Below are 12,078 nucleotides of genomic sequence, written 5' to 3'. Positions count from 1 at the left end.
GCGGGGCTAGCCCTGGACCAGGCGCTCGTACCAGGCCAGGGCGGATTGGTCGGTCAGACTTGCCACCTGGTCGACGATGACACGCTTGCGGGCGGCATCGTCGGCGGCAGCGTGCCAGTCCTCGCGGAAGCCGGGGTCGAGGTGTTCGTCACCGGAGTCGTGCAGGGTCTGGGCGAGCAGGGTGAGCACCTGACGCTGCTGCACGTAAATGGGCTTGCGGGTATTGCGGGTCATGACGAAGGCCGCGACGATGCCCTTGAGTACCGCGATTTCGGCCTGGATCTCGCGGGGCACGATTACATTGGCCCCGAAGCGCAGCATGTTCGCGCCCGGGTGCGCCTCCTTGGTGGCATGCACGGCGGCACCGCTGAACCGACCGATGAGCTGGCTCGTGAGGTTCTTGAGGTGGCCCTGGTCGCGGCGCCCGGCCGTCCACGAGTCCATCCAGACATCGAGCGAGTCGAGCCGGTTGAACGCCGCCGCGAGGTCGTCTGCACTGGTTTCGTCGCCGATCCATTCCGACATGGTCGCGAGGAGTTCGTCGTGGTCGGTGCGGCTGCTCAGGGCCGCGACGTCGACGTAGCCGTTGACAATGGCATCCTCGAAGTCGTGCACGCTGTAGGCGATGTCGTCGGAGAGGTCCATTACCTGCGCTTCGATGCAGAGCTGGCGGTCGGGGGCTCCCTCGCGCAGCCACTCGAACGCGGCAATGTCGTCCTGGTAGAACCCGAACTTGGCACGCCCGCTCGGGTCATAGACCGAGGAACCCTCCGGCCAGGGGTACTTGCAGCTGGCGTCGAGGCTCGCCCGGGTGAGGTTGAGGCCATAGCTGTGACCGTCGGGCCCGAATACCTTGGGCTCGAGCCTGGTGAGCAGGCGCAGGGTCTGAGCATTTCCCTCGAACCCGCCGATGTCTTCCGACCACAGGCTGAGTGCCTTCTCACCGTTGTGGCCAAAGGGCGGATGCCCGATGTCGTGTGCCAGGCAGGCGGTATCGACGATGTCGGGGTCGACGTTCAGGCGCGAGGCGATCTCCCGCCCCACCTGGGCGACCTCGAGCGAGTGAGTCAGCCGGTTGCGGGCAAAGTCGAGCCCCGCCGTGGGGCTGAGCACCTGCGTCTTGGCCGCAAGGCGGCGCAGAGCGCTCGAGTGCAGTAGGCGTGCCCGGTCGCGGGCAAAGTCGCTGCGCCTGGAGTAGTGCTCTTCGGGAAACCAACGGGCCTCGTCGTTCTCGCTGTATCCGTTTGAGTTAGCCACCGCTGGTGTCCCCTTCGCCCTCGGTCAAATTCACTCGCTCCGCACCGAAAAGATCCTGCGATTCGAGCCAGTGCTCCGGCAGAGACGGCTTCTTCGGTGTTCCCGCCCGACCGCGCGGGCCCTCGACATCTGCTCCCGGGTAGGGCAACGAGGCGTCAAGGGTGCCGAGCAGGTCGTCGAGCTGCGCGAGGGTCTGCACCATGGCCAGGCTGGCCCGCAGGTCGCCGCCCACCGGGTAGCCCTTGAAGTACCAGGCAACGTGCTTGCGAATGTCGCGGCAGGCGCGGTCTTCGCTGTCGAAGTATTCGGTGAGGAGTTCGGCGTGGCGGCGGAACGCGTTGATGACCTGGCCGAGGCCGGGTTCGGCCTTGAGTTCCTGCCCGCGGAAGGCCGCGGCGAGATCCCCGAACAGCCACGGACGGCCGAGACAGCCACGCCCGACGACGACGCCGTCGCATCCGGTCTCGCGCACCATGCGCAGGGCGTCATCGGCTGACCAAATGTCGCCGTTGCCGAGCACCGGTACGTCGCTGATGGCGTTCTTGAGCTTCTCGATGGCCGACCAGTCGGCGTGGCCGGAGTAGAACTCCGCAGCCGTTCGCCCGTGCAGCGCGATGGAGGCGACGCCGGCTCCGGCGGCAGCCTTACCGGCCTCGATGTAGGTGAGGTGGTCGGCGTCGATGCCCTTGCGCATTTTCACGGTCAACGGAACCGCGCCGGCGGCGGTGACAGCGGCTTCGACGATCTGACGAAACAGGCCGATCTTCCACGGCAGGGCCGCTCCCCCGCCCTTACGGGTGACTTTGGGCACCGGGCAGCCGAAGTTGAGGTCGATGTGATCGGCGCGGTCTTCGGAGACGAGCATGGTCACCGCTTCGGAGACGGTCTTAGGGTCAACGCCGTAGAGCTGAATGGAGCGGGTGGTTTCACTCTCGTGGTGTGTGATCAGCCGCATCGTCTCGGCGTTGCGTTCAACGAGCGCGCGTGAGGTGATCATTTCGCTGACGAACAGTCCGGCGCCGTATTCGCGGCAGAGCCTGCGGAACGCCGTATTGGTGATGCCGGCCATTGGAGCGAGCACCACGGGCACGTCGAGCGTGAGCGGGCCGATTCGCAGCGGTCCGGTCGGCACCACCTGGTCGACAGGTGGGCCGACAGTGTGGGTGGGTGAGGTCATGTTGCGCCAATTCTCCCAGAAAGCGAGGCATGCTTCGAATCGTTGGCAGAACGGATGCCGCAGCCCACGCAGAAGCGCAGCTGCCGCGCCTGGTGACCAGGCCTGCGGCAGCTGCGTTCGTGTTGAAATGAGTTCAAATTAGCTGCAGCCGCCGCCACCGCAGCAGGAGCCGGCGGCCTCGTCGGTCGCATCGGGGGCGCCCAGGAGCTCAATGGTGGGACGGCCGGCAGCGTCGGTGAAGACGGGCGGCGTGGTGGCGATGGTGTCAGTCATGAGTTATCTCCTGAATCAATTGGGTGGATCGGTGAAAGACTTACCCGTCAGGCTACGCGATGCGGCTGGGTATCGCTGCTACGCGGAAGCAGCGCCGGTGGAAGTATTCGTGGAAGCATCCTTCGAACGGTCGGCGCGAGCCTGGTCGAGGGCCTGGGCGAACGCCGTCGGGTCCTGCGCGCCCGAGATGCCGTAGCGGCCGTCGATGACGAAGAACGGAACGCCCTGGATGCCGTAGGCACCGGCCTGCGCGACGTCCGCTTTGACCGCGGCGAGGTGCTCGTTGGCGGTCAGTGACCGCACGACGTCGGCCCGGTCGAGTCCGATCTCCGCGGCCAGGTCGGCGAGGTCTTCGACCCGGCCCACGTGGCGGCCGTCGATGAAGTAGGCCTTGAGCAGGCGTTCCATCATGTCGAGCTGGCGGCCGTGCGCTTTGGCGTAGTGCAGCAGTTCGTGCGAGATGACGGTGTTGGTCTGGTGCACCGAGTCCCAGTCGTAGTCGAGGCCGACGCTCGCGGCGATCTCGGTGACGTTGGCGAGCATCTGCTTCACCTGATCGGCCGGCATCCCCTTGTGTTGGCTGAGATAGTCGACCGTGTTTCCGACAAAATCGACCGGGGTGTCGGGTGAGAGCTCGAAGCTGTGGTACTCAACCTCGACGGCGCCGTCGAACTGGGCCGCTCCGGCTTCAAACTTGCGTTTGCCGATGTAACACCAGGGGCACTGCACATCGCTCCAGATATCGACCTTGATCGGGTCGGAGCTCGTGGGGGCAGAAATGTCGGTAGCAGTTGTGTCAGTCACACTCGGGCCAACGGGGCCCTGCGCTCGTGTATTCCCCGCAGGGAATATTGGCAGGCGGCATTCAGGACGTTGGGGCGTCGACCGCTCCGCCGTAGCGTCGGTTGCGCGAGGCATACAGTTCGACTGCTCGCCAGAGGTCGACCCGGGTGAAGTCCGGCCACAAGGTGTCGAGAAAGACCATCTCGGCGTAGGCGCTCTGCCAGAGCAGAAAGTTGCTCGTGCGTTGCTCCCCCGAGCTGCGCACGAACAGGTCTACGTCGGGGAGTTCGGGCACATAGAGCTGCTTCGCGATGGCCTTCTCGGTGATGCCAGATGGCTTCAGCCTGCCGGCGGCGACGTCCTCGGCCAGCGCGCGCACGGCATCCGCTATTTCGGTGCGTCCGCCGTAATTCACGCACATAGTGAGGGTGAGTACGTCGTTGCCGGCAGTGAGTTTCTCGGCGAATTGCAGTTCGTTGATGACGGATGCCCACAGCTTCGGCTTGCGCCCCGCCCACCGAATTCGCACGCCCCACTCGTTGAGCTGATCGCGGCGGCGATGCAGGACGTCACGGTTGAAGCCCATGAGAAAACGCACCTCCTCGGGCGAGCGCTTCCAGTTCTCGGTGGAGAAGGCGTAGACGCTGAGGTGTTTGACGCCGATCTGGATGGCGCCGGCCACGACGTCGAGCAGGGCGGCCTCGCCGGCTTTGTGCCCCTCGATGCGGGTGAGGCCCTGGCCATTGGCCCAGCGGCCGTTGCCGTCCATGACGACGGCGACGTGCTCGGGCACGACCTTGCGGGCCAGATCGGGCGGGTAGAGGCCGGTCCAGTCGAGCGGTTTGAATGGAACGGAATCTTTGTGAGTGGCACCCTTGAAGCCGAACAGGCTCGCCATCATCGGGCGACGTGTTCCAGCGAACGAAGCCCGCGGCCCAGGTGCCACTGCGTGTAGGCGGCGACGACGCCGGCCGCCTGGCTTTGGGTACGTTCGGGGCTCGCGCTCGCGTGTTCCCAGTCGCCGGTGAGCAGAGCGCTGAGCAGGGCGATCGTCGCAGCGTCGAGCCGGGGCGAACCGGGAGGGGCGCAGTCATCGCAGACGAGGCCGCCCATCTGCACGACCATGGCACTGTGTTGACCCCCGATGCCGAGTTCGCCGAGGGCGCCGCAGCGGGCACAGTCCAGAAAGCTCGGCGCCCAGCCTGCCATCGACACGGCGCGCAAGAGATAGGAGTTGAGGGTGAGGTGGGAGCCGTGTTCCTGGCGGGACAACGATCGCAGGGCGCCGACCAACAGCAGGTACTGCTGCAGCGACCCCTCTGATTCGGTGAGTTTGTCGGCGGTTTCGACCATGACGCTCGCGGCGGTGTAACTGCCGTAGTCGGCGGTGATCAGGGCGCCGTAGGAGCCGAGCGACTCTGCCTGGGTGATGATGTCGAGGCTTCGGCCCTCGTAGAGCTGCACGTCGGCGACCATGAACGGTTCGAGCCGGGCGCCGAATTTGGACCCGGTACGCCGCACGCCCTTGGCGACAGCGCGCACCTTGCCGTGCGCTCGGGTGAGCATGGTGACGATGCGGTCGGCTTCACCCAGCTTGTGGGTGCGCAGCACCACGGCTTCATCTCGGTAGACAGGCACAGGTAATTATCCCACCCCGTTGCTGTAAGTACGGTCACGGCTGACCTCCCCTACAAAACGGATGCTCATTTAGCCCTGAAATTTTGTCACTAGTCTGCCTTGGCTCTGGTTTTTCGGGCCGGACGGGGGGACACTTAAGGTCACCTAGTCCCCGTGGTATGGAGGTTTTCATGAAACCAGTCCAGGGCAGCCTGCCCGACATTATGCCCGTGCTTTCACGCGGCAAACACCGCACTCCGAAGAGCGGCGCCTGCTTCATGGAATTCGCCTCCTACCTCGCCGGCGAGTCCTGGAGTGACCACCCCGCCTGCACCCATCCGGTGCTCGCCTCGCTTGCTCGCATGGTCAATGACTGCAGTTCCGACGACGCCAGGTCGCGGCTCGCACTGCTGATTCCGTCAGTCATCGGGCTGACCGGTTCCGATAAGCGCGTTGAGGTTGCTGTTGCCCTGCGCGCCGGGTGCGAAGCGCTTCCAGTGGCGAGTCTGGAACGCCAGCGCGCGCTCGCGGTGGGCGTGCTGACCTGCGAGCGGAACGCATCCGGTCTTGATCTGGCGTTGGCCGAGCGGATGCGCCCGCTCATTCGGGCCGCTCTCGATGAAGCACCGGATGCCGAACGTTGGGCGCGTGACTTCATCGGAGGTGTGCATTCCTGGTCGCACACCAAGTTCACTCCGCGCACGGCCGACACGATTATTCGCGTTGCCGTGCAGGGTATCGGTGAGGCCTGCATTGCCGACCCGGACGCCCGGCTGTACACCCTGTTGGACCACGCGATCAACGATTGCCGCGCCCTGCTCGGTGCACGTAGCACGGATCGCGCGATGCACCTGCCCGCCCTGGCCTGATCAGGGCAACCGATCACACTAACCCCTGCACAGACCAACACCAGGCCGCACCCGGATGGTGCAACGATAGCCCAGAACCGAACTGACGGTTCTGGGCTTTCGTGTTGGTGCGAAAAGTGGATGCTGCTAAACGGCGGCCAGCTCCAGGTCGCTGATCTCGGCCCGGATTCCCCGGTTGACCGCAGACACCACCGACTTCAGCGAGGCAGTGGAGATGTCCGCGTCGATGCCGACGCCCCAGTACCTCTTGCCGTTCACGTCGAGCTCGACGTAGGCGGCCGCCTGCGCGTCGCCACCGGCGGAAAGCGCGTGCTCGACATAGTCGTACAGGGTGATGGCGATGCCACGCTCCGCCATCACTCCGAGGAACGCGTTGATCGGGCCGTTGCCGGACCCGGTGGCCTGCGCCACGGTGTCGCCGTCGCGCAGTTCGACGGCGAGATCCACCGTGCCGGTCAGATCGCTCGAGGTGCGGGTGGAGTGCAGTTCGAACCGACCCCACTTGGATTCGGGGTTCTTGATCGCCGCTGGCAGGTACTCATCGTTGAAGATGTCCCAGATCTGCTCGCTCGTGACCTCGCCACCTTCGGCGTCGGTCTTGGCCTGCACGACGCCGGAGAATTCGATCTGCAGCTTGCGCGGCAGGTCGAGGGCGTGGTCGGTCTTGAGCAGGTAGGCGACGCCGCCCTTGCCCGACTGCGAGTTCACCCGAATCACGGCCTCGTAGCTGCGACCCAGGTCCTTGGGGTCGATCGGCAGGTAGGGAACGGCCCAGACCAGGTCGTTGACGGTGCAGCCCTGCTTGGCGGCGTCGGCATCCATTGCTTCGAAGCCCTTTTTGATGGCATCCTGGTGCGAGCCGCTGAACGCGGTGAAGACCAGGTCGCCAGCCCACGGGTTGCGTTCGGGTACCGGCAACTGGTTGCAGTACTCGGCGGTGCGCTTGATCTCGTCGATGTTGCTGAAGTCGATCTGCGGGTCGATTCCCTGCGTGAACAGGTTGACGCCGAGCGCGACGAGGTCCACGTTGCCGGTGCGCTCGCCGTTACCGAACAGGCAGCCCTCGATGCGGTCGGCACCGGCCAGGTAGCCGAGCTCGGCAGCGGCGATGGCGGTTCCGCGGTCGTTGTGCGGGTGCAAGGAGATGAGAATATTCTCGCGCTGGGTCAGGTGACGGCCCATCCACTCAATGGAATCGGCGTACACGTTGGGCGTGGCCATTTCGACCGTGGCCGGCAGGTTGACGATGACCTTGCGCTCCGGAGTGGGCTCCAGAATTTCGACGACCTGGTTGGTGATGTCGACGGCGAAGTCGAGCTCGGTGCCGGTGAAGCTCTCCGGCGAGTACTCGTAGTAGATGGTCGTACCGGGAATGGTCGACTCCATCTGCTTGCAGAGGCGCGCGCCGTACAGGGCCAGGTCGACGATGCCCTGCTTCTGTTCGCGAAAGACAACCTCGCGCTGCAGGATGCTGGTGGAATTATAGAGGTGCACAATGGCCTGCTTGGCGCCGGTGATCGACTCATAGGTGCGCTTGATCAGGTGCTCGCGGGCCTGGGTCAACACCTGGATGGTGACATCATCGGGGATCGCGTTTTCGTCGATCAGGCTGCGCACGAAGTCGAAGTCGGTCTGGCTCGCCGAGGGAAAGCCCACCTCGATCTCCTTGTAGCCCATGCGCACGAGCAGATCGAACATGATGCGCTTGCGCTCGGGGCTCATCGGGTCGATGAGCGACTGGTTGCCGTCACGCAGGTCGACCGCGCACCAGCGCGGAGCAACCGTGATGTGCTTGCTCGGCCAGGTACGGTCAGGCAAGTCAACGGCGAACTGCTCGTGGTACGGGCGGTAGCGGTGGATCGGCAGTGTGGATGCGGTCTGATTGTTCTTCATGGTCCTGTTTCCTCGTGGGTGTCGTACAGCCAACGACGAACGCCGCGACGAGGGAGGCCTTTAGATTAGGACTCGTCGCGGCAGCTAAGGAGGAGCGCACCGTTCAACACATTTTCAGGCTAGCACCGTTTGGCAGCGCTGATACGACCGTTACTGGCACCGCCTCGGCCATCGGATGCTACTGGCTCAGCCCGCGCATCAAGGTGACGACCTCCCGCATCGACAGACTCGGCAGGTAGGCACGGGCCAGGGCCAACCCGATCTCCGGCAGTGCGACCGGGTCGGGAAAAGCCATGAAAACGGGCGCGAACTCCGGCTGGAACTTACGTTTGAACGCGAGCAGCGACCGAAACCCGTACACCGGTTCGAGCGTGCGCCCGAGGTATTCGAGCAGTCGATCGGCCACTCCGCCCGGCCGGCGCCCGGCAGCCGGGGCGAGCGGCGCTATGGACAGGCTGAGAAACTCGATCTGCGCACTCTGCTGCATCCGCTCGGCCGTTTGGGCGATCAGAAATTCCATCACCCCGTTGATGCTGTCCGGGCGGCGCCGCATGAAGTCGAGGGTGTAGCCCACAATTTCACCGGCGTGGTAGGTCGGCAGCCAGCTGGTGACGGCGTGCACGCGCTGTGCATCGTCGACGGCGAGCATGAGCCGCACGGCGGGGTCGCGCAGTTCGTCGAGGCCGCCGAGGGTGAACCCCAGTTCGGGAAGTTCTTTCTCTTGAACCCACTGCTCCGAGATTTCGGCGATCTGCGCTGCCTGCGCCAGCGACAGCGCCCGGTAGCTGGTCCAGACCGCCCGCACACCGGCGCGGTCGGCCCGATTGACGGATGAGCGGATGTCCTGCCACTTCTTTCCGGTGGTGTTCCAGACGCTCGGATTGAGCAGTGTCTCCTCCCCCACCTGCATGGTGTGCCAGCCCATCGCGTTGAAGACCGGGTGCCAGCTCTCATGCAGGCTGTAAAACACCGGCACCCAACCGTGGTCGTCGCACATGCGGGCAAAGAAGGCCACGGCCTCAGCGGCCTCGGAGGGCGGTCCGACCGGTTCCGACGTGGTGATGGCGATGCCGTTGACCACGTGATAGGCGATCGCCGTACGCCCACTCGCGGTGAACCAGAGGGAATTACCGGTCCAGGTCGTCATGAACCCGAGCGATCCGCCGCCGTGGTCGGCGAGCAGGGTGCGCAGCCGCTCCGGCGCGTCGGCGGTCGGGCCGACCGACGCGCTCCGCAGGCAGAGGATCGCCCCGACGAAGACAACGATCCAGAATGCAGCACCGACACCGTCGTACAGGGCGGTGGCAAGCGGGTCGGCCGGAAGAAAAGACACCCGCTCCAGGCGCAGGAACCCGACCGGAATGAAGCGCTCCGGCACGTCCGCGAGCAGGTCGAGAAGCGTGACGGCTGGGCGAAAATGGTCGCGGAGCAGCCATCCGATGCCGATGTAGAACGCGGCGAGTGCAGCGAGGCTACCCAAAGTCACGAGCACGAACCGACGTCGCACGCCGGTGCGGGAGGCAACCGGAAAACGGCGCAGATGGCCGAGGATAACGAGGGCAACGGCGAGCGGCACGAGCACCGACACCACGAGGATGAGCGTGACCTCCCAGTACCGGCCGGATTGCCACTGCCAGACGTAGGCCTGCCCGGACATCGGCAGCAGCCCGTAATACCAGGCGGCGAGCAGGGCCAGCCCGGTGTTGATGGTGATCGCCAGCCACGCGGCGAACCGCCGTCCGCGGGACAGCCCGAACGCGGCAACGACGAGGGTGAGTAACGGCAGCAGGCTGACCAGCACCGGGCCGGCCCCGCCGATGCGTTCAAGGCTGAGTTCCTGCACGCACTGCCGGGTCACGTCACCCAGCAGACAGCGGTCGACGACCTCCCCGGCCGTAGGTACGTCCTGGCTGAGCAGCATGCCGAGCGGCGCGAGCAGACCGAACCGGGCACCGGAGAAGATGGTGATGACCGGTCCGACCGCGACCATGCCGACGATGGCGGACAGCAGCGTGCGAGTTTCGTGGTCGGAGCTGCGCCGCCACGACGTGACACGCAGCGGCGGGCGCCACAGCCAGCCGACGCCGAGCCCGACGACCGCGGCCAGCATCCGGTAGAGGTCGGAGGGCTGGCCTGAATACAGCACGAGCACGAGTACCGTCGACAGGCCGAGCACCCGAATACGCCGCCGCCAGAGCGGCCCGGCGAAGTAACTGGCCGCCAGGGCACTGCCGAACATGGGAGTGAAGGGGTCGATCGACCACAACTCGCTCACGCCGCGCGACCACATCTCGCCGCCGGCCACGCCGAGGTATTGGGCGCCGAGGCCGATTCCGGCACCGAGAATCGACGTGATCAGAAAGGCGATGACGGTGCGCCGGGTTCCCATCAGTCGTTCGGCGAATCCCAGCAGAACCAGCGCACCGGCCAGCGCCAACAACAACTCGGCACCGTTGTCGACGAAGAACACCGAGGTGAGCGGCGACCACCAGTGTCCGCGGTCGATGACCGACTCGTAGCCGGTTCCGAAAAGGAGACGGATGCCCCGCGACGGCCCCGAAATCACCCCGCTGACCAGCGCGACGAGCAGAAGGACGATCGCGAACGCGACCGCGAACGGCCGCTGCGCGGCCAACCCGCGGAAGGAGGTCACGGCCGAGCGCGTTCGCGATGGGCGCGTGGCCAGGTCCACCCGGATGCGCTTGGCCGGTTCGTGCGCGATCCGTTCGCCGGTCATCGTGTCATCGCCACCACGTGCGGAGCGAGCAGCCCCGTTCGGGCGGCGATGATGGGCAGGGCCGTGGTCCATGCGTAGTCGACGGTGTGCCAGTCGTGGGCTGTGCCCGATGATTCGAAGAGGCGACTGTCGACGCCGGCGCGCTGGGCAGCATCCGCTACCGCGCGAACCCTCGGCAGAAAGCGCAGGTCACTGTCACCGACCACAAAAATCGCGGCGAGATCGACATAGGGTGCGTGGGCGGCGAGAATGGCTGATGGTGCTGCCGCGGCATACGAAGCGGCACTGCCGTCGAAAGCGGCTGCCACCGTGTGCGCCTCGCTTCCGTTGCTGGGAACGAGCTCTCCCGCGATGTCCAAAATCGTACCGTAGAGCTGCGGGTGCGCCGCGCCGAGTTGAATTGAACACGTACCGCCCTGGGAGAACCCGGCGATGGTCCAGCCCAGGGGCTGGCCGACCACGTGCAGGTGCGCGCGGATCCAGGTGGGAACATCGACGGTGAGGTAGCTGGCCGCGTTGCCCAGTTTCGAGTCCACGCACATCGGATTGTTGTCGGGCGCGCCGAGCTGGTCGGGAACCACGACGATGGGGGCGAGGCCGGAGTGCGCCTGGGCATACCGGTCGAGAATGCGGGCCAGGCCGCCGGCCGTGAACACGTCGCTCGGGCTGCCGGGTTGGCCGGACAGCATCTCGACCACGGGAAGCGCCGGCGGGTTGGTTGCCGTCGCTGCGGGCGGAAGATAGACCAGGGCGGGTCGTGCGGCGAACCCGGAGACCGTCGCCGGGATGGTGACGGTGCCGACGATTCCGTCGCCCGTGCTGGTCGTCGTACCGGCCGCGAGAGTGTCGCTGCGAGCCGTCGCCAGAGCCTGGTCGAGCTGCGGAAAACTAGCCAGACCGAGAGCTACTCGTAGCGTGGGAAATTGGCCGACGTCGGCGTTGATCCCAGCCGCGGCGCTGAGCAGGCAGAGCGGCAGAGCGCACATAGCGACGACGCGTCGCCACCGAACCTGGCCGCGCAGATTCAGCAGCACAATGGCGACGCTGGCACCCAGTGCTTCGGTCCAGAGCCGGGTGCCGATCGACAGCGACACGCCCCAGGGATCCCAGACGTCGCTGACCAGCCAGGCCAGAAGCCAACCGGCGGCTGCCCCGACGACGGCACCGATGACGGTCATGACCGCGCGACGCACGCCCGTCGGACCGAGCAACACGAGCAGCAGTACAAGACCGGTGACGCCATAGAGCGCTGCGAGGAGGGGTGCGTCGATGAGGTTGAGATCGAGCGGGTTAATGTCCGAGAGCAGCGAGTTCATCCAGAGCCTCCGAGACCACTCTGGCACCACCGGCAGGTTCATAGACGGGCATCGCTGAGTTATCAGCCAGTGCCCGGAAAAGTCATGGCTGGCTGACAGTCCGCTCCCAGCCGGCAAGCGGATGCCGCGCCTGCCGGTCGCGGGACGGGCGCGCCT

General features: G+C 65.8%; 10 protein-coding genes. 1 reads left to right on the top strand and 9 read right to left on the bottom strand.

Features of this window, described 5'->3' with window-relative positions:
• Window positions 1-6: 6 nt before the first annotated feature.
• The 6 genes from BLS91_RS06110 to recO all read right to left on the bottom strand — a co-directional run bounded on the left by BLS91_RS06110 (window position 7) and on the right by recO (window position 5,128).
• Complete coding sequence (locus BLS91_RS06110; protein ID WP_092339823.1) at window positions 7-1,257, bottom strand: deoxyguanosinetriphosphate triphosphohydrolase; 1,251 nt, start codon at window positions 1,255-1,257, stop codon at window positions 7-9.
• Window positions 1,250-2,434 (bottom strand): tRNA dihydrouridine synthase DusB, encoded by a 1,185-nt coding sequence (gene dusB / locus BLS91_RS06105; protein WP_092339822.1) that lies wholly within the window; start codon window positions 2,432-2,434, stop codon window positions 1,250-1,252. Before dusB ends, BLS91_RS06110 begins: the two co-directional genes overlap by 8 nt.
• Window positions 2,435-2,572: 138 nt before the next feature.
• Window positions 2,573-2,707, bottom strand: a complete 135-nt coding sequence (locus tag BLS91_RS20940; RefSeq protein WP_276326787.1) for a hypothetical protein — start codon at window positions 2,705-2,707, stop codon at window positions 2,573-2,575.
• Window positions 2,708-2,785: 78 nt separating this feature from the next.
• Window positions 2,786-3,511, bottom strand: coding sequence for a DsbA family oxidoreductase (locus BLS91_RS06100; protein WP_241983182.1), 726 nt, complete (start codon window positions 3,509-3,511; stop codon window positions 2,786-2,788).
• Window positions 3,512-3,572: 61 nt separating this feature from the next.
• Complete coding sequence (locus BLS91_RS06095) at window positions 3,573-4,391, bottom strand: isoprenyl transferase (RefSeq protein ID WP_233206245.1); 819 nt, start codon at window positions 4,389-4,391, stop codon at window positions 3,573-3,575.
• A complete protein-coding gene (gene recO, locus BLS91_RS06090) occupies window positions 4,388-5,128 on the bottom strand; it encodes a DNA repair protein RecO (RefSeq protein WP_092339820.1) in 741 nt (246 codons plus the stop codon). Before recO ends, BLS91_RS06095 begins: the two co-directional genes overlap by 4 nt.
• 170 nt (window positions 5,129-5,298) lie before the next feature.
• Between recO and BLS91_RS06085 the strand changes: the two genes are divergently transcribed.
• Window positions 5,299-5,976 (top strand): hypothetical protein, encoded by a 678-nt coding sequence (locus BLS91_RS06085; RefSeq protein ID WP_198412839.1) that lies wholly within the window; start codon window positions 5,299-5,301, stop codon window positions 5,974-5,976.
• 126 nt (window positions 5,977-6,102) lie between these two features.
• Here BLS91_RS06085 and leuA read toward each other — a convergent pair whose 3' ends face one another.
• The 3 genes from leuA to BLS91_RS06070 form a co-directional block, all read right to left on the bottom strand.
• The gene (leuA, locus tag BLS91_RS06080) at window positions 6,103-7,869 is read right to left on the bottom strand and encodes a 2-isopropylmalate synthase (protein ID WP_092339819.1); all 1,767 of its coding nucleotides are present in this window, start codon (window positions 7,867-7,869) and stop codon (window positions 6,103-6,105) included.
• Between the two features lie 178 nt (window positions 7,870-8,047).
• Complete coding sequence (locus tag BLS91_RS06075; RefSeq protein ID WP_092339818.1) at window positions 8,048-10,606, bottom strand: DUF2156 domain-containing protein; 2,559 nt, start codon at window positions 10,604-10,606, stop codon at window positions 8,048-8,050.
• Window positions 10,603-11,922, bottom strand: coding sequence for an alpha/beta hydrolase (locus BLS91_RS06070; RefSeq protein WP_241983183.1), 1,320 nt, complete (start codon window positions 11,920-11,922; stop codon window positions 10,603-10,605). Before BLS91_RS06070 ends, BLS91_RS06075 begins: the two co-directional genes overlap by 4 nt.
• Window positions 11,923-12,078 lie beyond the last annotated feature (156 nt).

It is taken from the genome of Cryobacterium flavum, assembly GCF_900103805.1.
GTDB classification, from domain to species: Bacteria; Actinomycetota; Actinomycetes; order Actinomycetales; family Microbacteriaceae; genus Cryobacterium; species Cryobacterium flavum.
The sequence above is the reverse complement of the archived record's forward strand: the minus strand, read 5'-3'. Positions and strand labels throughout refer to the sequence as shown.

Bases quoted from the DNA above. Each gene is read 5' to 3' on its own strand.
- BLS91_RS20940 (WP_276326787.1), bottom strand. From the start codon at position 2,707: ATGACTGACACCATCGCCACCACGCCGCCCGTCTTCACCGACGCTGCC.
- BLS91_RS06070 (WP_241983183.1), bottom strand. From the start codon at position 11,922: ATGAACTCGCTGCTCTCGGACATTAACCCGCTCGATCTCAACCTCATC.
- leuA (WP_092339819.1), bottom strand. From the start codon at position 7,869: ATGAAGAACAATCAGACCGCATCCACACTGCCGATCCACCGCTACCGC.
- dusB (WP_092339822.1), bottom strand. From the start codon at position 2,434: ATGACCTCACCCACCCACACTGTCGGCCCACCTGTCGACCAGGTGGTG.
- BLS91_RS06085 (WP_198412839.1), top strand. From the start codon at position 5,299: ATGAAACCAGTCCAGGGCAGCCTGCCCGACATTATGCCCGTGCTTTCA.
- BLS91_RS06075 (WP_092339818.1), bottom strand. From the start codon at position 10,606: ATGACCGGCGAACGGATCGCGCACGAACCGGCCAAGCGCATCCGGGTG.
- BLS91_RS06095 (WP_233206245.1), bottom strand. From the start codon at position 4,391: ATGATGGCGAGCCTGTTCGGCTTCAAGGGTGCCACTCACAAAGATTCC.